The 22,976-nt window shown below is 70.4% G+C and carries 20 protein-coding genes; 9 read left to right on the forward strand and 11 right to left on the reverse strand.

Going from position 1 to position 22,976, the window contains the following annotated elements:
* Window positions 1-54: 54 nt before the first annotated feature.
* The 6 genes from OG408_RS12420 to OG408_RS12445 form a co-directional block, all read right to left on the reverse strand.
* Window positions 55-789: a TerD family protein gene (locus OG408_RS12420; protein ID WP_285565290.1), complete on the reverse strand. Its 735-nt coding sequence runs from the start codon at window positions 787-789 to the stop codon at window positions 55-57.
* Window positions 790-942: 153 nt separating this feature from the next.
* Window positions 943-2,076, reverse strand: coding sequence for a DUF475 domain-containing protein (locus OG408_RS12425; RefSeq protein WP_266778375.1), 1,134 nt, complete (start codon window positions 2,074-2,076; stop codon window positions 943-945).
* A 70-nt stretch (window positions 2,077-2,146) separates the two neighbouring features.
* On the reverse strand, window positions 2,147-2,722 hold the full coding sequence (locus tag OG408_RS12430; RefSeq protein ID WP_266778377.1) for a TerD family protein: 576 nt from the start codon (window positions 2,720-2,722) through the stop codon (window positions 2,147-2,149).
* Window positions 2,723-2,896: 174 nt separating this feature from the next.
* Window positions 2,897-3,472, reverse strand: coding sequence for a TerD family protein (locus OG408_RS12435; protein WP_219572022.1), 576 nt, complete (start codon window positions 3,470-3,472; stop codon window positions 2,897-2,899).
* Window positions 3,473-3,622: 150 nt separating this feature from the next.
* Window positions 3,623-4,081 carry a peroxiredoxin gene (locus OG408_RS12440; protein ID WP_266778383.1) on the reverse strand — a complete coding sequence of 153 codons (459 nt, stop codon included), beginning with the start codon at window positions 4,079-4,081 and terminating at the stop codon, window positions 3,623-3,625.
* Window positions 4,082-4,283: 202 nt separating this feature from the next.
* On the reverse strand, window positions 4,284-4,721 hold the full coding sequence (locus OG408_RS12445; protein WP_148017457.1) for a DUF3052 domain-containing protein: 438 nt from the start codon (window positions 4,719-4,721) through the stop codon (window positions 4,284-4,286).
* 517 nt (window positions 4,722-5,238) lie between these two features.
* Between OG408_RS12445 and aceE the strand changes: the two genes are divergently transcribed.
* Window positions 5,239-7,980 carry a pyruvate dehydrogenase (acetyl-transferring), homodimeric type gene (gene aceE / locus OG408_RS12450; protein WP_266778388.1) on the forward strand — a complete coding sequence of 914 codons (2,742 nt, stop codon included), beginning with the start codon at window positions 5,239-5,241 and terminating at the stop codon, window positions 7,978-7,980.
* A 76-nt stretch (window positions 7,981-8,056) separates the two neighbouring features.
* On the opposite strand, the gene OG408_RS12455 is transcribed toward aceE, so the two are convergent.
* Together OG408_RS12455 and OG408_RS12460 are read right to left on the reverse strand one after the other, a co-directional pair.
* A complete protein-coding gene (locus OG408_RS12455) occupies window positions 8,057-8,419 on the reverse strand; it encodes a peptidase inhibitor family I36 protein (RefSeq protein WP_266778390.1) in 363 nt (120 codons plus the stop codon).
* 176 nt (window positions 8,420-8,595) lie between these two features.
* Window positions 8,596-10,206 carry an MFS transporter gene (locus tag OG408_RS12460; protein WP_285570213.1) on the reverse strand — a complete coding sequence of 537 codons (1,611 nt, stop codon included), beginning with the start codon at window positions 10,204-10,206 and terminating at the stop codon, window positions 8,596-8,598.
* 117 nt (window positions 10,207-10,323) lie between these two features.
* Here OG408_RS12460 and OG408_RS12465 point away from each other — a divergent pair, with 117 nt between their 5' ends.
* From OG408_RS12465 to OG408_RS12495, 7 genes are all read left to right on the forward strand, one after another.
* Window positions 10,324-11,037, forward strand: coding sequence for a TetR family transcriptional regulator (locus OG408_RS12465; protein WP_266778394.1), 714 nt, complete (start codon window positions 10,324-10,326; stop codon window positions 11,035-11,037).
* Between the two features lie 181 nt (window positions 11,038-11,218).
* Entirely contained in the window at window positions 11,219-12,430 is a 1,212-nt protein-coding gene (locus OG408_RS12470) for an alpha/beta hydrolase (RefSeq protein ID WP_266778396.1), read from the forward strand.
* An 85-nt stretch (window positions 12,431-12,515) separates the two neighbouring features.
* Entirely contained in the window at window positions 12,516-13,478 is a 963-nt protein-coding gene (locus OG408_RS12475) for a DUF4429 domain-containing protein (protein WP_285570209.1), read from the forward strand.
* A gap of 169 nt (window positions 13,479-13,647) precedes the next feature.
* A complete protein-coding gene (locus OG408_RS12480; RefSeq protein ID WP_266778400.1) occupies window positions 13,648-15,066 on the forward strand; it encodes a sensor histidine kinase in 1,419 nt (472 codons plus the stop codon).
* The gene (locus OG408_RS12485) at window positions 15,063-15,761 is read left to right on the forward strand and encodes a response regulator (RefSeq protein ID WP_266778402.1); all 699 of its coding nucleotides are present in this window, start codon (window positions 15,063-15,065) and stop codon (window positions 15,759-15,761) included. The genes OG408_RS12480 and OG408_RS12485 overlap by 4 nt, the downstream gene beginning before the upstream one ends.
* A 189-nt stretch (window positions 15,762-15,950) precedes the next feature.
* On the forward strand, window positions 15,951-17,045 hold the full coding sequence (locus OG408_RS12490) for an alpha/beta hydrolase (RefSeq protein ID WP_326669865.1): 1,095 nt from the start codon (window positions 15,951-15,953) through the stop codon (window positions 17,043-17,045).
* Window positions 17,042-18,250: an acyltransferase family protein gene (locus OG408_RS12495; protein WP_326669867.1), complete on the forward strand. Its 1,209-nt coding sequence runs from the start codon at window positions 17,042-17,044 to the stop codon at window positions 18,248-18,250. Before OG408_RS12490 ends, OG408_RS12495 begins: the two co-directional genes overlap by 4 nt.
* Before the next feature lie 19 nt (window positions 18,251-18,269).
* Here the strand turns inward: OG408_RS12495 and OG408_RS12500 are convergent, their stop codons facing one another.
* Together OG408_RS12500 and OG408_RS12505 are read right to left on the reverse strand one after the other, a co-directional pair.
* Entirely contained in the window at window positions 18,270-19,286 is a 1,017-nt protein-coding gene (locus OG408_RS12500) for an aldo/keto reductase (protein ID WP_266778408.1), read from the reverse strand.
* Window positions 19,286-19,753: a MerR family transcriptional regulator gene (locus OG408_RS12505; protein WP_266778410.1), complete on the reverse strand. Its 468-nt coding sequence runs from the start codon at window positions 19,751-19,753 to the stop codon at window positions 19,286-19,288. Before OG408_RS12505 ends, OG408_RS12500 begins: the two co-directional genes overlap by 1 nt.
* 214 nt (window positions 19,754-19,967) lie before the next feature.
* Between OG408_RS12505 and OG408_RS12510 the strand changes: the two genes are divergently transcribed.
* Window positions 19,968-20,783, forward strand: a complete 816-nt coding sequence (locus tag OG408_RS12510) for a serine hydrolase domain-containing protein (protein ID WP_266778412.1) — start codon at window positions 19,968-19,970, stop codon at window positions 20,781-20,783.
* A 39-nt stretch (window positions 20,784-20,822) separates the two neighbouring features.
* Here the strand turns inward: OG408_RS12510 and OG408_RS12515 are convergent, their stop codons facing one another.
* A complete protein-coding gene (locus tag OG408_RS12515) occupies window positions 20,823-22,892 on the reverse strand; it encodes an alkaline phosphatase family protein (protein ID WP_326669871.1) in 2,070 nt (689 codons plus the stop codon).
* Between the last annotated feature and the right edge of the window lie 84 nt (window positions 22,893-22,976).

The following is a 22,976-nucleotide window of genomic DNA, read 5'->3' on the forward strand; positions in this document are numbered from 1 at the left end:
GGCCCCGTCCGTACGCCTCCGGACCGGATCCGGACCGGAGGGCGACAGGCGCGGCTACGCCCTGGTCTTGTAGCCGCGCCCCCACTGCATGCCGTAGCCGTACAGCCGGTCCAGCTCCGACTGGAAGCCGTACACGAACTTCACCTCGCGCCGCACGATCAGCTCGTCCTTGATGTTCTCCACCGTGAACACCGCGCAGGAGCGGGCCTGCGGGGCCCGTTCGTCCAGCTCGATCTCGATGCGCGGACCGTTGCCCGGGTAGAGCGTCACCTTGGCGTGGGTGCGGTCGAAGGCCGGGGTCTGGTCGTAGATGTAGACGAAGAACAGCATCCGCTTGATCTGCTCGCGCTGGTCGAGGTTGACGTAGACGGTCTCCCCGGACGGCGCCCCGAAGCGGTCGTCACCGCTGAGCCGGATGAACGGCGGGCCGTTCAGATCGCCGATCAGATTGCCGAGCGGCTGCACCACGCCCTTCGTCCCGTCCGCCAGCTCGTACATGCAGCCGAGGTCCAGGTCGACGTTGACCACGCCCTGCGTGTGCGCCTGGACCACGTCGGGCTTGAAGAGCTTGAGCGGCCGCAGCAGCCGGCCGCTCTGCCGTGACCGGCCCTCGATGTCGGACGAACGCATCTGCCAGGAGAGGTTGACCCGCAGATTGCCGGTCAGTGCCCCTTGTTTGGTCAGCGAGACCGTGGCGTGCCTCCTGGAGAGCACGATGGAGCTCGTCGCCGAGTTGCCCGACTCGAACTGCGCTTCCCGCCCCGGCCACAGGCTGTTCCAGAACGCCATGCCAACCCCCACACCTCTCGGCCCCGCACCCGTCGCATGCGGCACACGCGACGCACGCACCACTGCGGGGCGGCTCCGGGCCGGTCATGGTGTTCCCCACAACCGTTGCCGCACGAGCCGCCCCGCAGAGAGCGTTCCTCAATCCCTACCGGGTCACACCCCGGCGGAGACTTCCGTACTGCCTTCACCGCCGTCGGCCTCGATGGCCTTGTTGCGCCGGACCGAGGACCAGAAGGACCAGGCGATCAGGACGACACCGACGAGACCGGTGATGAGCTCGTGGATCTCGTACTGGATCGTGACGAGCAGGATGATCGACAGGGCGCCGATCGCGTAGTGCGCGCCGTGCTCCAGGTAGACGTAGTCGTCCAGGGTGCCCTGGCGGACCAGGTAGACCGTGAGCGAACGGACGTACATGGCACCGATACCGAGGCCCAGCGCCATCAGCACGATCTCGTTGGTGACAGCGAAGGCGCCGATGACACCGTCGAACGAGAAGGACGCGTCGAGCACTTCCAGGTAGAGGAACATGAAGAACGCGGCCTTGCCGGAGAGGGCGACCGCGGAGATCTTCTTGCCGGTCCGCCTGGCCTCCTCCTCCGCCTCGTGCTCGCGTTCCTCCTCTTCCTCGAGCTTGTTCTCGAAGAAGCCGGAGAGACCGCCGACGATGAGGTACGTGATCAGACCGGCGATGCCGGCGAGCATGACCGTCTCGGCCTTGTCCGCGTGTCCGCCGCCGTGCTGGTGCGCCTGGGTCGCGAAGGTCATGGCCGAGATCAGGAGGACGATCAGGGCGATGCAGACCGACAGCATGTCGACCTTGCCGAGCTTGGCGAGCGGGCGCTCGATCCAGCGCAGCCACTGGATGTCACGGTCCTCGAAGATGAAGTCGAGGAAGATCATGAGCAGGAACATGCCACCGAAGGCGGCGATCGCCGGGTGGGCGTCGGTGACCAGTTCCTTGTAGCGGTCCGGGTCGTTGAAGGAAAGATCGATCGCCTCGATCGGTCCCAGTTTGGCGGTGATGGCCACGATCACGACGGGGAATACCAGCCGCATACCGAAGACCGCGATGAGCACGCCGACCGTGAGGAAGATCTTCTGCCAGAAGGCACTCATCTTCTTCAGGATTCCGGCGTTGATCACCGCGTTGTCGAAGGACAGCGAGATCTCCAGGACGGAAAGGATCGCCACCACTCCGAAGGCTTCCCACCCCCCGTAGAACCACGCTGCGACCAGACCGATCGCGGTAATCGCGAACGACCAGCCGAAGGTTTTCAGAACCACTGGCTACCCCATCATGTATGTAACGGGTCTCCCCCGAAGAGCACGGGGCTCCCCCGCGCCGTGCGCGGCTTTACGAAACGTTGACCCCGAAGTCTAGAGCGATGCCCCGCAGCCCCGACGCGTACCCCTGCCCGACTGCACGGAACTTCCACTCGCCGTTGTAGCGGTAGAGCTCGCCGAAGATCATCGCTGTCTCCGTCGAGGCGTCCTCGCTGAGGTCGTAACGCGCGAGTTCCTGGCCGTCGGCCTGGTTGACCACGCGGATGAACGCATTGCTGACCTGGCCGAATGTCTGACCGCGATTGTCGGCCTCGTGGATCGAGACCGGAAAGACGATCTTGTCGCAGTGGGCCGGCACCTGGTCGAGATGCACGATGACCGACTCGTCGTCGCCCTCGCCCTCACCCGTGAGGTTGTCACCGGTGTGCTCCACGGAGCCGTCGGGACTCGTGAGGTTGTTGTAGAACACGAACCATTCGTCGCCGAGCACCCGGCCCGACTGGCACAGCAGTGCGCTGGCGTCGAGGTCGAAGTCCGCCCCCGTCGTGGATCGTGCGTCCCAGCCGAGCCCGATCAGCACCTGGGTGAGATTGGGTGCGGCCTTGGAGAGGGAGACATTGCCTCCCTTGGCGAGCGTGACGCCCATGGTGTGTCCTCCCCGAGTCGATGAACCGTGTGTGGAACCGGCGGATCCGCCGGCCGATGCCGAGACCGGTGAATCCGTCGGCTGAGCGCGTCCGGCGCCGCACGGGGTGCGGCGCCGGACGGGACGTGCTGGTGCCGTCCGGGGCCGCGCGCACGCGGCCCCGGACGGGTCCTGCTAGACGTTGACGCCGAAGTCCTGCGCGATGCCGCGCAGACCCGAGGCGTAGCCCTGGCCGATGGCGCGGAACTTCCACTCCGCACCGTTGCGGTAGAGCTCGCCGAAGACCATCGCGGTCTCCGTCGAGGCGTCCTCGCTCAGGTCGTAGCGCGCGAGCTCGGTGTTGTCCGCCTGGTTGACCACGCGGATGTACGCGTTGCGCACCTGGCCGAAGCTCTGCTGCCGGGACTCGGCCTCGTAGATCGAGACCGGGAAGACGATCTTGTCGACGTCGGCCGGGACACCGGCCAGGTTGACCTTGATGACCTCGTCGTCGCCCTCGCCCTCACCGGTGAGGTTGTCACCGGTGTGCTCGACCGAGCCGTCGGGGCTCTTGAGGTTGTTGAAGAAGACGAAGTTGCCGTCGTTGCCGACCTTGCCCTCGGCGTTCGTGAGCAGGGCGCTGGCGTCGAGGTCGAAGTCTCCGCCGGTGGTGGTACGAGCGTCCCAGCCCAGACCCACGATGACCGCGGTCAGGTTGGGCGCGGCCTTGGTCAGCGAGACGTTGCCGCCCTTGCTGAGGCTGACTCCCACGAGTCCTCCCATTGGTTTCTTTGGGGGCCGGCCGGTGCCGGCGCCTCCACGTCGTGTTGGCATCGGATCAACGAGTGGATCCTAGTGACCGGTTCCCGGCCAAAACAGGCTTTCGGCGGGGGGTCGCCCGGAGATCCACCGGATCTCGGATCAGAGCGCGCCGAGCGCCTTGACGTAGTCGTTGAGGTCGCGCGCGTCGGGCAGGCCGTTGACGACCGTCCAGCGCACCACGCCCTCCTTGTCGATGATGAAGGTGCCGCGCACCGCGCAGCCCTTGTCCTCGTCGAAGACGCCGTACGCGCGCGAGGTCGCGCCGTGCGGCCAGAAGTCCGAGACGAGCGGGTACTCGAGGCCCTCCTGCTCGGCGAAGACGCGCAGGGTGTGGATGGAGTCGTTGGAGACGGCGATCAGCTGCGTGTCGTCGTTCTCGAACGCGGGCAGTTCGTCGCGGAGCGCGCAGAGCTCGCCCGTGCAGACCCCGGTGAAGGCGAACGGGTAGAACAGCAGCACCACGTTCTTCTCACCACGGAAGTCGGAGAGCTTCACGGTCCGGCCGTGGTTGTCCTTGAGCTCGAAATCCGGGGCCTGGGTGCCGACCTCGATCGCCATGAAACGCGTCCCTTCGCTACGTCGCCCGGGCTGGGCCGTCCGGGTGACTCCCACCCTACGCAGAGCCGTGCGGGGGCCGTACGGCACCCGTGGAAGCTTCCTGCGGACGGGGGAGGAAGGGGATGGGGAGGGGGACGGCGGGGAATGTACGAAGGCCCCGGACGGCGTGTCGCCGTCGGGGGCCTTCAGGGGCGAGTGCGGTTCAGCGCTTGGCCTTGGCCGCCTTCGGCGTGACCAGACGGCTGCCCGTCCAGTCCTTGCCCGCACTGATGCTCTTGGTCTGGGCGAGACCGGCTGTCTGGGCAGCCTCGTTGATGTCGCTCGGCTCGACGTATCCGTCACGGCCGGTCTTCGGCGTCATCAGCCAGACCGTACCGCCGTCCTCGAGCAGACCAATGGCATCCACCAGCGCGTCCGTAAGGTCGCCGTCCTCGTCGCGGAACCAGAGCAGGACGACGTCTGCGACGTCGTCGTACTCCTCATCGACGAGATCCTGGCCGGTAGTGGCCTCAATGCCCTCACGGAGCTCCAGCTCGACGTCGTCGTCGTAGCCGATCTCCTGGACCACCTGTCCGGGCTCGAACCCCAGGCGTGCTGCCGGGTTGGTCCGCTCCTCCGCGTGGTCCGCGGTCGCGCTCACGGGTTGCCTCCTGATCATGTTTCGGAAAATGCTTCAGCCACGCGCGTGCGCGGGGCGTTGGCCGTAGTCCACACGGGAGCGGCGGATCGCGCAAGTACCCAGCGTACGAGACCGCCTAAACGGTGACGTTTCCTGCCACGTCGCCGCCTTGTCGGCGGGTCCCCTGCGGGAGCCGGCGCTGCCGTCCACACCCTTTACGTCCTTGAACAGCTTATGCGGTATCGGTCCGGCAAACGGAGTCGAACAGCATTCGGGAACGTTTGGACCCCTTGGGCGTATGGTTGCGGTTTCGCCCGACCCATCCTGCCCGATGCCTCCCGACCGGCCGGAATCCCGCTCCGGCGCGGCCCGTGCGCCCCTCGGGGCACGGTGTCGCGAAAGCCGGTGGTTACCTCTCGGTAGAGATGACGTTTACGTCCTCGCGGTACACGATGGGATGGCGTACGCGCAGATGTCCCGGGGGCGTGACTCCCGTTACCAGGCCCCGTAGAGCAGCACCGAACAGCGAAGGAACAGCGTGGCTTCCGGATCCGATCGCAACCCGATCATCATTGGCGGCCTTCCGAGTCAGGTCCCGGATTTCGATCCCGAAGAGACCCAGGAATGGCTCGACTCCCTCGACGCCGCCGTCGACGAGCGAGGCCGTGAGCGGGCCCGCTACCTCATGCTCCGGCTCATCGAGCGCGCGCGCGAGAAGCGTGTCGCCGTGCCGGAGATGCGCAGCACGGACTACGTGAACACGATCGCCACGAAGGACGAGCCGTTCTTCCCCGGCGACGAGGAGATCGAGCGCAAGGTCCTCAACGCGACCCGCTGGAACGCGGCGGTGATGGTGTCGCGGGCGCAGCGTCCGGGGATCGGCGTGGGCGGTCACATCGCCACGTTCGCCTCGTCCGCCTCGCTGTACGACGTGGGTTTCAACCACTTCTTCCGCGGCAAGGACGACGGGCGCGGCGGCGACCAGATCTTCTTCCAGGGGCACGCCTCCCCCGGGATCTACGCCCGCGCCTTCCTGCTGGACCGGCTGAGCGAGGCGCAGCTCGACGCGTTCCGCCAGGAGAAGTCGAAGGCGCCGAACGGGCTGTCCAGCTACCCGCACCCGCGGCTGATGCCGGACTTCTGGGAGTTCCCGACCGTGTCGATGGGCCTGGGCCCGCTCGGCGCGATCTACCAGGCGCGGATGAACCGCTACATGGAGGCGCGCGGCATCGCCGACACCTCCGATTCGCACGTCTGGGCGTATCTCGGCGACGGCGAGATGGACGAGCCGGAGTCGCTGGGCCAGCTGTCCATCGCCGCCCGTGAGGGCCTGGACAACCTGACCTTCGTCGTCAACTGCAACCTGCAGCGCCTCGACGGCCCGGTGCGCGGCAACGGCAAGGTCATCCAGGAGCTGGAGTCGCAGTTCCGCGGCGCCGGGTGGAACGTCATCAAGCTGGTCTGGGACCGCTCCTGGGACCCGCTGCTGGCGCAGGACCGCACGGGCATCCTGGTCAACAAGCTGAACACCACGCCGGACGGCCAGTTCCAGACGTACGCCACCGAGACGGGTGCGTACATCCGTGATCACTTCTTCGGTGACGACCCGCGGCTGCGGGACATGGTCAAGGACATGACCGACCAGCAGATCCTGCACCTGGGGCGCGGCGGTCACGACCACAAGAAGGTCTACGCGGCGTACGCGGCGGCCAAGGCCCACAAGGGCCAGCCGACGGTGATCCTGGCGCAGACGGTCAAGGGCTGGACGCTGGGGCCGAACTTCGAGGGCCGCAACGCGACCCACCAGATGAAGAAGCTCACCGCCGAGGACCTGAAGCGTTTCCGGGACCGGCTGCACATCCCGATCGCGGACGCGCAGCTGGAGGACGGCAACCCGCCGTACTACCACCCGGGCCGCGACTCGGAGGAGATCCAGTACATGCACGACCGCCGCAAGGGTCTGGGCGGTTACGTCCCGACCCGGGTGGTGCGGGCGAAGCCGCTGGTCCTGCCCGAGGACAAGACGTACGCGACCGCGAAGAAGGGTTCGGGTCAGCAGTCGATCGCCACCACCATGGCGTTCGTCCGCATCCTGAAGGACCTCATGCGGGACAAGGAGATCGGCAAGCGTTTCGTGCTGATCGCACCCGACGAGTACCGCACCTTCGGCATGGACGCGTTCTTCCCGAGCGCGAAGATCTACAACCCGCTGGGTCAGCAGTACGAGTCGGTGGACCGCGATCTGCTGCTCGCGTACAAGGAGTCGCCGACCGGGCAGATGCTGCACGACGGCATCTCCGAGGCGGGCTGTACGGCCTCGCTGATCGCCGCGGGTTCGGCGTACGCCACGCACGGCGAGCCGCTGATCCCGGTGTACGTCTTCTACTCGATGTTCGGTTTCCAGCGCACGGGTGACCAGTTCTGGCAGATGGCCGACCAGCTCGCGCGCGGTTTCGTGCTGGGTGCGACCGCCGGCCGTACGACGCTGACGGGCGAGGGTCTGCAGCACGCGGACGGCCACTCGCAGCTGCTCGCGTCGACCAACCCGGGCTGTGTCGCGTACGACCCGGCGTTCGGGTACGAGATCGCGCACATCGTCAAGGACGGTCTGCGCCGGATGTACGGCGGGACGCCCGAGGAGAACGAGGACGTCTTCTACTACCTCACCGTGTACAACGAGCCGATCCAGCACCCGGCCGAGCCCGCGGACGTGGACGTGGAGGGCATCCTGGCGGGCGTCCACCGCTACAGCAAGGGTGAGAAGGGCGAGATCCCGGCCCAGATCATGGCGTCCGGTGTGGCGGTCCCCTGGGCGATCGAGGCGCAGCGGATCCTCGCCGACGAGTGGAACGTGAAGGCGGACGTCTGGTCGGCGACCTCCTGGAACGAGCTGCGGCGCGAGGCCGTGGACGTGGAGCGGTACAACCTGCTGCACCCGGAGGAGGAGCAGCGCGTCCCGTACGTGACGCGCAAGCTGTCCGGTGCGCAGGGTCCGTTCGTGGCGGTCTCGGACTGGATGCGGTCCGTGCCGGACCAGATCGCGCGCTGGGTGCCCGGTGCGTACCAGTCGCTGGGCGCGGACGGCTTCGGCTTCGCGGACACGCGTGGCGCGGCCCGGCGGTTCTTCCACATCGACGCGCAGTCAATCGTCCTGGCGGTGCTCACGGAGCTCGCCAAGGAGGGGAAGATCGACCGTTCGGCGCTGAAGACGGCGGTCGACCGGTACGACCTGCTGGACGTGACGGCGGCCGATCCGGGCGCGGCGGGCGGCGACGCGTAGCCACGGACGATCGAACGGCCGCGGGGCGGGCGGGAGCCGGACGGCTCCCGCCCGCCCCGCGGCCTTTTCCGTGCGGTCAGTTCTCCCAGATCTTGAAGGCCCGTACCTGGTACGGGGTGCGCGGGGCCCAGGTGCCGTCCCCCGGGTAGGTGTCGAACTCGCCGGTCTCGTCGCACTCCGCCGACTGGTAGGTGGTGACGGGCCGGCCCGTGCGGTTGGCCAGGGCCTGGACGGTGGCACCCGCCTTCAGCGGTACGCAGCTCTCGATGTCGACGGTGGAGAGTTCGTGGACCTGCCGGGCGCCGGTGAAGTCCGGTTTCGCCCAGAGACAGAGCTGGCCGCTCCCGCAGTCCCCGAGCCGGCCGGACACGGCCTGGACCGGAGCCTGCGGGATGAGTGCGGTGGCGGCCAGGGCGGCCGCGACAACGGTCGTACGCATAGGAATCAGCCCCCGTGTCGATGTGGATCTTCCGCGTTCACCCTGAGCCGCCCGGCGGCGGTACGGGAAGGGGTCCGGGGGCGGGACCACCCTGATAGGCGACAGCCCCGCCGGAACGTTCCGGCGGGGCTGTCGTACGCACTGTGTTGACGCCTGACGGCGCCGTCGGGGACCGGTCAGATGTGACCGGCGCCCACGCCCGCCTCGGCGTTCTCCCCGCGCTTGGTCAGGGTGGCGACCAGCGCGGCGATGACGGCGACGATGCCCGCGACCATGAACGCGGTGCTCATGCCCGAGACGAAGGTGTCGTGGGCGACGCCCGCGATCTTCCCGGCGATCTCCGGCGGGGTGTCCTTGGCGACGGGCGGCATGCCGACCTTGACGGCGGAGGACGCCTGCTCCAGCTGGGCCGGGGAGAGCGGCGGAAGCTGGGCTTCCTTCCAGTTGCCGGCGAGGTCGGCGTCGACCCTGGCCGCCATGACCGCGCCCAGCACCGCCGTACCGAGGCTGCCGCCGACCTGCATGGCGGCCTGCTGGAGACCGCCGGCGACACCGGAGAGCTCCATCGGGGCGTTGCCGACGATGACCTCGGTGGCGCCGACCATGACCGGGGCGAGGCCGAGGCCGAGCAGACCGAACCAGATCGACATGGTCACGGTGCCGGTGCCGATGGTCAGCTGGGACATGCCGAAGCACGCGATCGCGGTGCACACCATGCCGCCGACGAGCGGGACCCGCGGGCCGAACTTGGTGATCAGGAAGCCGGCGAGCGGCGAGGCGACGATCATCATGCCGGTCAGCGGCAGCAGGTGCAGTCCGCTGTCGACGGGGCTGAGACCGTGCACGTTCTGCAGGTAGAAGGTGACGAAGAACAGGCCGCCCATGAAGGCGAACGCCATCAGCACCATCAGGACCGTGCCGGCGGAGAGCGGCACGGAGCGGAACATCGCCAGCGGGATCAGCGGTTCCCTGACGCGCTGCTGGACCAGGGCGAAGCCGATGAACAGGACGACGGCACCGACCAGGAAGCCGACGGTCCTGACGTCGCCCCAGCCCCACTCCGAGCCCTTGATGAGCGCCCAGATCAGGCAGAACATCGCCGTCGAGAGCAGCACGATGCCGGCGATGTCGAAGGAGCGCGGCGCGTTCGCGGCGCGGTGGTCCTTGAGGATCAGCGCACCCAGCACGAGGGCGATCACGCCGACCGGCACGTTGATGAAGAAGACGGACTGCCAGCTGACGTGCTCCACGAGCACGCCGCCCAGGATCGGGCCGCCCGCGGTCGAGGCGCCGATCACCATGCCCCAGATGCCGATCGCCATGTTCAGCTTCTCGGCCGGGAAGGTGGCCCGCAGCAGGCCGAGCGCGGCCGGCATCAGCAGGGCACCGAAGAGGCCCTGCAGCACCCGGAAGGTGATCACCAGGACGACGCTGTTGGAGAGGCCGATGGCCCCGGATGCCGCGGCGAAGCCCACGACGCCTATGAGGAAGGTCTGGCGGTGGCCGAACCGGTCACCGAGCTTGCCCGCGGTGATCAGGGAGACCGCGAGCGCGAGCATGTAGCCATTGGTGATCCACTGGACGTCGGCGAGCGAGGCGCCGAGGTCCTGCTGGATCGCGGGGTTGGCGATCGCGACGATCGTGCCGTCGAGCGCGACCATCATCACGCCGATGGCCACGGAGAAGAGCGTCAGCCAGGGGTGGCCGCGCAACCCCTTCGCGGGTGCGGGGGCGAGGGGTTCCTGGGGTTCCCGCGAAGCCTTCTCGAGGGTGGGCTGACTAGTCATACGCGGGAGATTAGTGTCAGCCGCTGACAGTTGACAAACCAATTCACAAGTCGGTAACTGTCACGTAGCTCACAGGTAAGGTGAGCCGGACAAAGCAGGGGAAAGAGGATCACTTCAGTGACCGAAGGGCAGCGAGCCGCAGGCCATCGGGCCGGGCTGCGCGAACGGAAGAAGCAACGCACCCGGGACGCCCTGCTCAACGCCGCCCTCGGCCTCTTCACCACCCAGGGGTACGAGGAGACCACCGTCGACGAGATCGCCGACGCCGTCGAGGTCTCCCAGCGCACCTTCTTCCGCTACTTCGCGGGCAAGGAGTCGGTCGTCTTCGCCGTGCAGGACATGGTGGAGTCGCGCTTCCTTCTCGAACTGCGTCAACGTCCCGCCGCGGAAGCCCCTTTCGAGGCCATGCGCCGCGCGGTGCTGTGCGCCTGGAACAGTATCGGCGAGGCCATCGAGGCCATCATCCCGGTCGAACTCCACATGCGGACCTATCAGATGATCGAATCGACGCCCTCGCTGCTCGCCGCGCACATGCGCCGCGGCGTCGCCCTGGAGGAACAGATCGCCGGGCTGATCGCCGACCGCGAGGGCCTGGACCTCGCGCGGGACCCGCGGCCGAGGGTCGCCGTCGCCGCGTTCTCCGGGGTGATGCGGGTGACCGGGCAGCTGTGGGGGCGGGGCTGCGACGGCAGCATGGACTCGCTGCGGGCGCTGACCGAGCAGTATCTGGACCAGCTCGGTCCGGCCCTCGCCGGTGACTGGCACGCACACCCGCCCGAGGCGGCCCCCCTCGTCCGAGGCGTGTGCCGCACGCCTCAGGCGCACACATGACCGACGTCACAACAGGCGTGCGACAGCGCCCTGCTGCGGCACTCACGCTGCGCCGAGCGCGGCGGAGCGTGGCGCAAGGCGGTACACAGCGTGAGGGAAACGGCATTCCATTCCCCGCCGACGGGTGATGTGTGTCACCCCCTTAACAGCGCCTTACGCGCGTCTCCTAATGTGGGCCGAAGTGACTTCCTTCGACTCCTCCCCCACGCTCACCGCCTGGCGCGCTCTTCTCGCCATCGCGGTCGTGTTCGTGATGCTGGCGACCACCGGGTGGACCGCCGTGCGTCACCAACGCTCCGACGAGCCACGCACCGTCGCACTCGCCTCCTGGGCCAAGGGATCGATAGCGGGCCAGGCGCTCCCCGCGCCCGACGCGCCGCCCTACAAGCTGGCGCACTTCTTCGCCGCGCTCACGGACACCCAGCGCACCGGGCTGGCCCGCAAGTACCCGCTGGTGGTGGGGAATCTGAACGGCGCCCCGGTCACCCTGCGCTATCGGGCGAACCGGCTGGCGCTGCAACAGGCCCGCACCGCCGAGCAGACGCGGGTGCACGACCCGCGGCTCTCCCCGGACGGCCGGGCCGAGGCGGTCCGCCGGGTGGACCGCTTCCGCTCGATGCTCGCCGACGACCGGCACTTCCTCGCGTTCGACCCGTCCGGGCGGGGCCACGCCGCCGAGGTGTTCGGCGACCTCGACCGCGCCGAACGGGTCTCGGTGATCGTCCCGGGCGTCGACACCAACCTGCTCACGCTGGAGCGCACGGGGAGAAAGACCAACGCCGCTCCCGTCGGCATGGCCAAGTCGCTGTACGCGGCCGAGCACTCCGCACACCCCGGTGTGCGGACCGCGGTGATCGCCTGGGCCGACTACACCGCACCCGCGGGCATCGGCATGGACGCGGCACTGGGCAATCTCGCCGAGCGCGGGGCGGTCCGCCTCGACGCGCTCGTCGGGGCGCTCCCGGGGACCGCGCCCGTCTCGTTGTTCTGCCACAGCTACGGCTCCGTCCTGTGCGGTGTGGCCGCGGACCGACTGCCTCCACGAGTGACGGACATCGCGGTCGCGGGCAGCCCCGGCATGCGTGCCGACAACGCCGGCGAGCTGCACACCCGGGCCAATGTGTGGGCGATGCGGGACCGCGACGACTGGATCGCGGACGTGCCGAACCTGGAGGTCGGAGGGCTGGGCCACGGGGCCGACCCGGTCGATCCGGACTTCGGCGCGCGGATCGCGTCGGCGGGTGACGCGGTCGGTCACAGCGGCTATTTCGAGCCGGGTACCGAGAGCCTCGGCAACTTCGCCGCGATCGGTACGGGCGCCTATGCCGCGGTGACGTGTGCACGGGCCGACAGCGGCTGCCACGAACAGATTTCCGGCGGCGAGACGGTCTGACGCGCGTAGAGAACCGTGCCGGACCGCGAATTGCCGGGTACTCCGAGGGGGGACGAGCGGGCAAGTGCCGCATACGATGAGGCACATGGGTGATGTGCTGGCCGGAATTCATGCCACCTGGGAGTTCGACACCGACTCCGTGCTCATCCGCTTCGAACGGGGTATCCGTACGCCGAGGCTCCTCCAGAGCCTGCGTGAGCGCCGCGTCCCGCACGCCGCGCTGTCGTCGGTGACGCTCACCCCGGGCAAGCGGGGCACGGTGGTGCTGCGTGCGGTCCCGAGACCGGGTGCCGACCCCCTGCTGGAGGCGGCGGCCGGGCAGCTGAAGGACGGCTGCGACCCGTACCGCCTGGTGCTCCCGGGCGAACGGGAGACGCTCGCCGAGTACTACGCGGACGAGCTGCGCGCCCGGCTGGGCCCCGAGGCGGGCGAGCCCGCCGACCGGTTCATGGTCGCAGCCCCCGAGGCACCGATGCACTTCAAGGCCTACGACGGCAGAGCCAGCTTCGACGGGGACCGGATCTCCTTCAGGTGGTTCTGGACGGGTGCCTCGTCCGAGAAGTGGAAGGCCGGCGACCAGACGTTTCCGGTCACGGAGCTGAGCGGCGTCGAGTGGCGTTCTCCCGAGGCCCTCGAGGGGTATCTGCGGCTGGTGCCGCGCGGACTGGAGGGCGCGGGTCCGGTCACCGGTGCGGGCACCGGCCCGGCCGCCGGCCCGGGGTCGGGTCTGCTGACGAGCACCGCGCCGAGCGTGCCGCCGGCGGCGGCCCGTCCGGCCCGGGCCGATCAGGACCCGGCCGCGGTGATCTTCGGCCTCGGCTACGGCCCGGTGCACGAGTCGCTGCCCTTCGCCGCTGCCGTACTGGAATCCGTGCGCAGGAAACAGACCACGCCCGTAGCGGCCGCGGCCGCCCTGGTGGGCGCGGGACGCCGGGACCCGGCGGACATCGCCGAGCGGATCCGCCACCTCGGGGAGCTGCACCAGGCGGGTCTGGTGACGGACGACGAGTTCCGCGCGAAGAAGGCACAGCTGCTCGCCGAGCTGTAGCGGCGGCGGTCCGGGGCCCCCGGCCCGCGGCCGCCCCTCGGCACCGGCGGGTGCCGCCCCCGCCTCTTCCGTACCGGCGGGGTGATACCCCCGTACGAGACGCGCGGCGGCAGACCGGGACCCCGGTATGACGCCGCCGGACGGCTTCGCTGCCTACCCTGATCAGGCCATGCCCACATCCTCCCCGCACCCGCCGTCATCGCCGCCGACCGCTCCCCCGCACCCGCCGGCGGACGGTCTGCTGAGCGCCGCCCTGCGCAATCTGCGCGAGATCGGCCACGCGCTGTCCCACCCGTCGCACCCCCCGACACCGTTCCTGGCCACCGCCCCCAAGCGGTGGCAGCGGATGCTGCCCTATGTCGTCGTCGTGGGGCTCGCCGCGGTCTTCATCCCGGTCACGATCACCGTCCTGACCGGCCAGTACGGCCTGAGCGGTGGCATCGCGGGAGGGCTCGCCGTCGCGCAGGCCGCCCCGTTCCTGATGCTGGCGCACCGCCCGCTGCAGGCCTGGTGGATCGTCTTCCCGGCCCAGATCCTGGGCGCGATCGTGCTGTTCGGGCAGGAGGGCGGGCAGAGCAACGCCTGGCCGTGGACGCCGCCCGGCCTCGTCGGCTACCTCTTCCTGCTCCTGGCGCTGGCGCTGCGCGAGCGGCGGCAGGCGCTGATCGGCGTCTGGCTGGCGACCGGCATCGCGGGGCTCGTCCTGTTCCTGGTCTCCTCCCACCGCGGCACCGACAACTCGCTCCTGCTGGTCATCCTCGGCGCCGTGGTGCTGGTGATCGGCGCGACGGTACGGGAACGGGGCGACGCCCAGCGCCGCCTCGCCGAGCAGGAGACCATCAGCGAGGCCGAGCGGGCGCGGCGCACGCTGCTGGAGGAACGCACCAGGATCGCCCGCGAACTCCACGACGTGGTCGCCCACCACATGTCGGTGATCACGGTCCAGGCGGACTCCGCCCCGTACCGGCTGGAGGGGCTGTCGGACGAGGCGCGCGAGGAGTTCGGCGCGATCGCCGCGAGCGCGCGCGAGTCCCTCGGTGAGATGCGGCGGCTGCTGGTGGTCCTGCGCAGTGAGGGCACGGAGGGCGAGCGGGCGCCCCAGCCGGGCCTCGACCGGCTCCAGCAGCTGGTGGAGGCGACGGTGCGGTCCGGGCAGCCGGTCGAACTGTCGCTGCCCGCCGGGCTGACGGGTGTGCCGCAGACGGTGGACCTGTCCGCGTACCGGATCGTGCAGGAGGCGCTGGCGAACGTGGTCCGGCACGCGTCCGGCGCCCCGGCCCGGGTGTCGGTGAGCTCGGACGGCGCCCATCTGACGGTGCTCGTCGTCAACGGGCCGCCGGAGCGCGCGGGTTCGTCCCTCGCTCCGCACACTCCGCTGGAGACGACGGGGACCGGACACGGCCTGGTCGGCATGCGCGAACGCGTACGGTTGACCGGCGGCACGCTGGACACCGGCCCGCTGCCGGACGGCGGCTTCCGGGTGGCCGCACGCCTGCCCCTGCCCCCGCCCTCACCCCCTCCCGCCTCCCCTGCCTCTTCCGCCCCTGCTGCTTCTTCCGCCCCGCCCCTGCATCCGGAGGACCCGTGACCATCCGCGTGATCATCGTCGACGACCAGGCCATGGTGCGGGCGGGATTCGCGGCGCTGCTGTCGGCACAGACCGACATCGACGTGGTCGGCGAGGCGCCCGACGGGCGCCAGGGCGTCGACGTCAGCCGCCACACCCACCCGGACGTGGTCCTGATGGACGTGCGGATGCCCGAGATGGACGGCCTCGCGGCGGCCCGCGAACTCCTGAACCCGCCGGCCGGTGTGGTGCACGTGCCGAAGGTGCTGATGCTGACCACGTTCGACGTGGACGACTACGTGTACGAGGCGCTGCGCGCCGGGGCGTCCGGCTTCCTGCTGAAGGACGCCCCTCCGGCGGACCTGATCTCGGCGGTCCGGGTGGTGGCGTCCGGCGACGCGCTGCTGGCGCCGTCCGTGACGCGGCGTCTGATCGCGGACTTCGCCCGGCAGCGGCCGTCCGGAGCCGCGCGCGGCGGAGCGGCCCTGCGGCTGAACGGACTGACGCCGCGCGAGACCGAGGTGCTGGAGCTGATCGCCCGCGGGCTGTCGAACCAGGAGATCGCGGGGCATCTGGTGCTGGCGGAGCAGACGGTGAAGACCCACATCGGTCGTGTGCTGGCCAAGCTGGACCTGCGCGACCGCGCGCAGGCCGTGATCTTCGCGTACGAGGCGGGACTGGTGGTACCGGGCACGCCCGGCCCGTCCGGCGGCTGAGGACAGAGCGGCAGGACAGAGCGGCAGCAGCCGCCGGACGCCCCCGCGCACCCCGTACACCCCCTACCCGGGTATCACCCCGCAGTTGGCCCCCCGGTGTGACGCTCCCGCACCCGTCGTCTTCCTACCTTCCTCTCCGACGCGCCGAACGGCGTGCGGAAGCCGGTTCAGCCGGAGAGGGAGGGTCCGATGCGCCGCTATGCGAGGACTTTGGTCGCGGTCGCCCTGGCGACGACCGTCGTGGCCGGGACGGCCGGCTGGGCATCGGGGAACGCCCAACACGCCCTGACGGGCCCGCCGCCCGGCACCGCGGCCTGGCGTTCGGATCACGTACTGGGGCGGGAGCTGCCCGATCCGGCACGGGACACTCCCGCACAAGTGGCACTGTTCTTCCGGGGGTTGAGCGAGAAGGACCGCCGGACGCTGGCCGTCCGGCATCCGCTCGTCGTCGGAAACCTGGACGGCGCACCCCTCGAACTACGCTACCTGGCCAACGCCCTTGCCCTGAAGGCCGATCCCGACCCCCGGTACGCGAGCCTCGCCGCCGATCCGCAGCGGCAGATCCTGGCGTTCGACCCGCGCGGTCGCGGCCAAGTGGCGGAGGTCTTCGGTGATCTGAGCACCGCGCACCGGGTGTCGGTCGTCGTGCCCGGCTCGGACATCGACGCCGGGACCTTCGACCGCACGAACGACGTGTACGGCACCCCGGCCGGCATGGCCAAGTCGCTGTACGCGCAGACCGGCCGGGACAGCGCGGTGATCGCCTGGGCCGGGTACACCACCCCCGTCGGCGTCGGGGTGGACGCCGCGACCGGCTCGCTCGCCGAGGCCGGCGCGGACCGGCTGACCCGGTTCACGGACGGGCTGGCGGCCGACGGGGTGCCCGCGCCCGTGGTGTTCTGCCACAGCTACGGCTCCGTCGTCTGCGGCCTCGCCGCGTCCCGGCTGCGCGCCACCGACCTGGTCGTGCTCGGCTCGCCCGGGATGCGCGCGGACGACGTCGGCGATCTGCACACCGGTGCGCGGGTGTGGGCCGCCAAGGACCCCGACGACTGGATCGACGACGTGCCGAACGTCGAGTTCGCCGGACTGGGCCACGGTGAGGACCCGGCCTCGGCCGCGTTCGGCGCCCGCCGGGTGCCCGCCGAGGACGCCCACGGGCACACGGGCTACTTCGCCCCGGGCACCGAATCGCTCCGGGCCTTCGCCGCGATCGCGGACGGCACGTTCGCCGTGGACGGCCCGTACGCCGTGGCCTCGTACGCGGAAGGGGGCCCGCGATGAGCCTGCGAGCCCTGGCCTCCCGTATCGATGCCCGTACCCCCGCCCACCGCGACCGTGCCGTCGACGGTCTGCGCGCCCTGGCCCTGCTCGCCGTGCCCACCGGGCACTGGCTGCTCGGCGGATTCCGGCTCGACGGCGGCGGCGCGCTGCACAACGCCAGTCCGCTCTCGGCCTTCGGCGGGCTCGCCCCGTTCAGCTGGGTGCTTCAGATGCTGGGCGTCTTCTTCCTGGTCGGCGGATACGCCTCGGTGCTCTCGTACCGCCGGCGGAGGTCCACCACGGCGGTCTGGCTGCGGGGCCGGATGGCCCGGCTCGGCCGGCCGGTGCTCGGGGTGACCGCCGTGTGGGCGGTGCTGATCCCGGTGCTGTCCGCGCTGGGCGTGCCGGGCGACACGCTGCGGACCGGTTCGACGCTGGTGATCCAGCCGCTCTGGTTCGTCGGCGTGTACGCGGTGGTCACCGCGCTGACGCCGTTCTGCATCAGGGCGGCGCGCAGACTCGGCGCCTGGGCGGCCGCCCCGCTGCTCGGCGCGGTCGCCGTCGTCGACCTGCTGCGCTACGGGCCGCTCGCCGACAGCATGCCGTCCTGGCTGAGCCTGCTGAACATCCTGCCGGGCTGGCTCTTCGCGTACCAGCTCGGCGTCTCCTGGGGCGAGGGCCGGATCGGGAAGCGGGGTGCCCGGTTCCTGCTCGTCGGCGGAGGCGTCCTGTTCGCGGCGCTGCTGCTGGTCCTCCACTACCCGGCGTCGATGGTCGGGGTGCCGGGCGAGGCGCGCACCAATTCGCATCCGCCGTCGCTGCTGGTCCTGGCGCTGGCCGCCGCGCAGAGCGGCGCGGCGATCCTGGTGCGCGACCGGCTCGGCGCCCTGCTGCGCAGGCCGCTGGTGTGGGCGCCGGTCGTCGTGGTCAACCTGTCGGCGATGACGATCCTGTGCTGGCACCAGACGGCGATGCTGGCGGCGGCGGTGCCCGCGTCGTTCGCCGGTGCGGTGCCCGGGCTGACCACGGGTCCCGACACGCTCGGCTGGATCCTGGCGCGGGTCGCCTGGATGCCGGTGTTCGCGGGGCTGCTGGTGCTGATCGCGCGGTACGCGCGGAGGTTCGAGGCGCCGTGGCAGGCGGGGACCCGCGCCGCGAACGCCCGCCGCGTGCTGGCGGGGGTGTTCGCGGCGGGGTTCGCGGTCTTCGCGCTGGGGCTGGCGTGAGGCGGAGCCCCGAGGGCCGCTACTCGCGCGCGGCGGACGTCGAGCTCATGTCCGGGTAGCGGTCCCCCGCCACCTGGCCGGCGATCGGCTCCAGCAGAGCCAGTTCCTCGGCGGTCAGCGTGAGCCGGGTCGCGCCGACGTTCTCCAGCAGCCGGCTGCTCTTGCGGGTGCCGGGGATCGGGACGACGGTCAGCCCGTGCACCTGGGCGCGCTGCTGGACCCACGCGAGGGCCACCTGGGCGGCGGTCGCCCCGTGCGCGGCGGCGATCTTGTGGACGGGTTCGAGCAGCGCGGCGTTGACCTTGGCGTTGTCGCCGGTGAAGCGCGGCTGGTACTTCCGGAAGTCGTTCCCGGTCAGCTCCTTGCCCGCGTCGGCGAACGCACCGGTCAGGAAGCCCCGGCCGAGCGGCGAGTACGGCACGAAGGTCACGCCGAGCTCGACGGCGGCGGGCACGGCGCTGCGCTCCACGTCCCGGCTGAAGAGCGACCACTCGGACTGCAGGGCGGCGATCGGGTGCACGGCGTGCGCCTCGCGCAGCTCCGCACCGGTGACCTCGCTGAGCCCGAGCTGCTTGACCTTGCCCTGCGCCACCAGCTCCGCCATGGCGCCGACGGACTCCGCCAGCGGGACGGACGGGTCGCGGCGGTGCATGTAGTAGAGGTCGATGACGTCGGTGTTCAGCCGGCGCAGGCTGTTCTCGACGGCCTGCCGGATGTACGCGGGGTCGTTGCGCACGCCCCGGTAGTGCGGGTCGTCGTCGCGCCGCTCGATGGCGAACTTGGTGGCCAGGGTGATCTCGTCGCGGTGCGCGCCGACGAAGGGCGCGATGAACGTCTCGTTGGCGCCGCTGCCGTAGATGTCGGCGGTGTCGAAGAGCGTGACGCCCGCGGCGAGCGCCGTCTCCAGGGTCTCCCGGGCCGCGGACTCGTCGGTGTCCCCGTAGAACTCGCTCATGCCCATGCAGCCGAGTCCCTGGACGCCGACCTGCGGGCCGTTGCTGCCGAGCTCCACGGTGGCGATCTTGTGGTCAGTCATCAGGCACTGGGCCTTTCCGGCGCCCGCCGGGCGCCTGCGTAGAACTCGATCTTGTAGTCGAGGACGGCGAGGGTGTCCTGGAGCTCCGCGATCCGCGTCCTCACATCGCGGCGGGTCGCCTCCAGCAGCTCCTGCCGTTCCTCGAAGGTGTGGTCGCCCTCGCGCAGCAGTTCCGCGTAACGGACCATGTCGGCGACCGGCATGCCGGTCAGCCGCAGCTTGCCGACGAAGGCGAGCCAGTCCAGGTCACGATTGGTGAAGCGGCGCTGGCCGGTGTGCGACCGGTCGACGTGCGGCATCAGCCCGATCCGCTCGTACCAGCGCAGCGTGTGGGCGGTCAGCCCGGTGTGGGCGGCCACCTCGCTGATGGTGTAGCGGTCCTGGCCCTCGGGGCGCGGGTGGGCCCGGGGGCCCGCTGCGCAGGCGTCCGCGTCCGTTCCTGCCGAAGTGGTCTCCATCACCGTCATGCCTCCACGCTAGAACCTTGGAGTGCACTCGAAGCAAGTGGGCCCCTTGCGGGGCCGGGTCCTCGGTTGTCGCTTGCCCCTCGTTCGGGGCCGGGGTCTCTGTCCTCAAGCGCCGGACGGGCTTGGTGGGGGCGCCGAGCCCCGCGGGGCACCCGCACAAAGCCGGCCCGTCCGGCGTTTGAGGACGGAACCCCGGAGCCATAGGCTCCAGCACATGCAGAGCCTGGCGATGATCGATAACTGGCCCGTCCCCACCGCGGCGGCGGCCGTCGTACGAGCGGACGGAACCGTCCTCGGCAGGCACGGCCCCGCCGCGCACCGCTTCCCGCTCGCCTCCGTCACCAAGCCGCTCGCCGCCTACGCGGCACTGGTGGCGTACGAGGAGGGCGCGGTCGAGCTGGACGAGCCGGCGGGCCCCGAGGGCTCCACGGTCCGCCACCTCCTCGCGCACACCAGCGGCCTCGCGTTCGACGAGCACCGGGTGACGGCCCCGCCCGGCACCCGCCGGCTGTACTCGAACGCGGGCTTCGAGGTCCTGGGCGACCACATCGCGAAGGCGACGGAGATCCCGTTCCCGGAGTACGTGCGCCAGGCGGTCCTGGAGCCGCTGGGCATGACGGACACCGCGCTGGACGGCTCACCCGCCCGCGACGGCGTCTCGACGGTCGACGACCTGCTGCGCTTCGCCGCGGAGGTGCAGGCCCCCCGGCTCCTGGACCCGCGCACGGTCCTGGAGGCCCAGACCGTCGTCCACCCCGGCCTGAAGGGCGTACTGCCGGGCTACGGCCACCAGAACCCCAACGACTGGGGCCTCGGCTTCGAGATCCGCGACCACAAGTCGCCGCACTGGACGGGCGCTTCGTCGTCCCCCGCGACGTTCGGCCACTTCGGCCAGTCCGGCACGTTCCTGTGGATCGACCCGACGGCGGGCGCGGCATGCGTCGCCCTCACCGACCGCGCCTTCGGCCCGTGGGCGGCCGAGGTATGGCCGCCGTTCACGGACGCGGTGCTGGCGGAGCTGAAGGCGTAGCGGGGCGGCGGCGGCCGCCCCGGGCCCCGTTCGTCGGCGTCAGGCCGTGGCCACCCGCCCCGCGTACCGCTGGGTCCATCCCGCCCCGGTGTCGGCGGTGAGCACCACGTCGTAGTAGCCGTGTTCGGTGGGCCAGTGCACGACCGTGGAGGCGCCGCCGGGGACGGTGTACTTCCGGGTGCCGCCGGCGTAGTCGTTGGCCTTGAGGGTGTAACGGACGGGACGGCGGCCGTCGTTGTGCAGGCGCAGCCTGACCGTGGCGTGCCTGCCCTTCAGCAGTTCCGCGGCCACGCGCGGAATGCCGATGTGCTTCGTGCTCACGCTCGCGGGAGTCACCTGGCCGGCGAAGGAGCGCAGGAAGCCGTCGGGGCCGTAGACCGAGAAGGCGTACTTGCCGTCGGTCTCGTCCGTGTTCCAGGTGTACGAGCGAGGGGTCGCCGTGCTCACCGTGTACGGGGTGTTGGCGAAGGCGAGGTACTGGTCGGGGAAGACCTGGAGGCTCACCGCCTTGTCCGCCGGGCCGCCGGTCAGCGTCATGGACGCGGTCACCGTGCCGGCGGAGCGGTCCTCGGTGAGCGTGGCGTGCGGGTGGAAGGAGAGGCCGCGCGGCTCCAGGCGGTCGCGCGGCGGCTTCGGCGGGGTGCCGGTGACCGGGTCGGCGATGACGACCCGGCCCGGGCGCGGGTGTGCGAAGTCGATCGCGCTGGTCAGGTCGCCGGCGATGGAGCGGCGCCACTCGGTGATGTTCGGGCAGGTGAACGGCTTGCCCAGGTGCGTGGCCCAGGTCTCCAGGAACTTGATCGTCGAGGTGTGGTCGAACACCTCCGATGCGACGTAGCCGCCCCGGGTCCACGGTGAGACCAGCAGCATCGGGACCCGGGGGCCGAAGCCGTACGGGGTGGTGCCGGAGAACTCGCCGGGGGTGCCCGCCTCGGGGCGCGGGGGCAGGACGTGGTCGAACTTTCCGTCGTTCTCGTCGTAGGTGATGATCACCAGGGTGTGGTTCCAGATGTCCTCGTTGCTCTGGAGCGTCTTGAGGACCTTGTTCATGTAGCGCTCGCCGTGCACCGTGTCGAAGCCCGGGTGCTCGCTCCACGCGGCGGGCATCACCACCCAGGAGACCTCGGGGAGCGGGTGCTCGGCGCCCGGCTCGCAGGCCGCGATCAGGTCGCGGAGCACCGCGTCGAGGTTCGCCTCGGAGTCGTCGTTGGGCGTGGTGGCGCCCTCGTAGACGAAGGAGTTGGCCTTCCAGATCCTGCCGGTGCCCGGCGCGAGGTCGGCCTCGTCCGCCGTGCGGGGGTCGAAGGCCTTGAAGCTGTTGGTGACGTTGCAGCCGTACTCGCCGACGTAGCCGTTCTGGAGGCTGCCGGCGACGCCGTTGCCGCTGTTGTCGGAGTAGACCCGCCAGTCGATGCCGGCCTGCTGGAGCTGCTCGGGGACCGTGGTCCAGCTGCGGGAGTAGTTGTTCTGGCCGGCGTTGGTGACCTCGCCGCCGCCCGAACCGGTCATCAGGTAGTAACGGTTCGGGATGGTCGGCCCGTGCAGTGAGCAGAAGTTCATGTCGCAGACGGTGTACTGGGAGGCGAGCGAGTACATCCACGGCATGTAGTCGGGCGTGTAGTACCACATGCAGTGGTCGCCCTTGTCCTTCACCCAGGTGTCCCAACGCCCCTCGTTGGCACCGTAGAAGTTGTGCTTGTCGCTCCAGGTGGCCGTCGAAACGGCGGGCGTCACGATGGCGCCGGTGGCGTCGCGCTGCTGGAAGACGTCGGTGCCGTCCTGGAATCTCAGGACCTGCTTGTCGTGGTGTCCGCGCACACCGGGCAGCTGACCGAGGTAGTGGTCGAAGGAACGGTTCTCCTGCATCAGGATCACCACGTGCCTCAGGTCCGATATGTCACCCTTGAAGCCCTTGGGCAGGTGGTATTCGGCCGCGCTCGCCTGCGCCCCGCCGACCGCTTCGGCGACCGGGCCGGCCGCCAGGGCGCCGAGGGAGACGGCGGCGGTCTGGAGCATCCGGCGCCGGGTGATGCGGAACTCGCTGGTGTTCTCGCCCGCGACGCCGTTCTCGGTGTCGGGGGACGAGGGCTCGGTCGTGTGGAGAGTCATCAGGGGCACCTCTGGGGGGAGAGAGATTCGGGGGAGGAACGTCGGCGCGTGCCTGCGAAAACTAGGCCGCCGGGGCGAACGGCG

This window comes from Streptomyces sp. NBC_01257 (assembly GCF_035917255.1).
Taxonomy (GTDB): Bacteria; Actinomycetota; Actinomycetes; order Streptomycetales; family Streptomycetaceae; genus Streptomyces.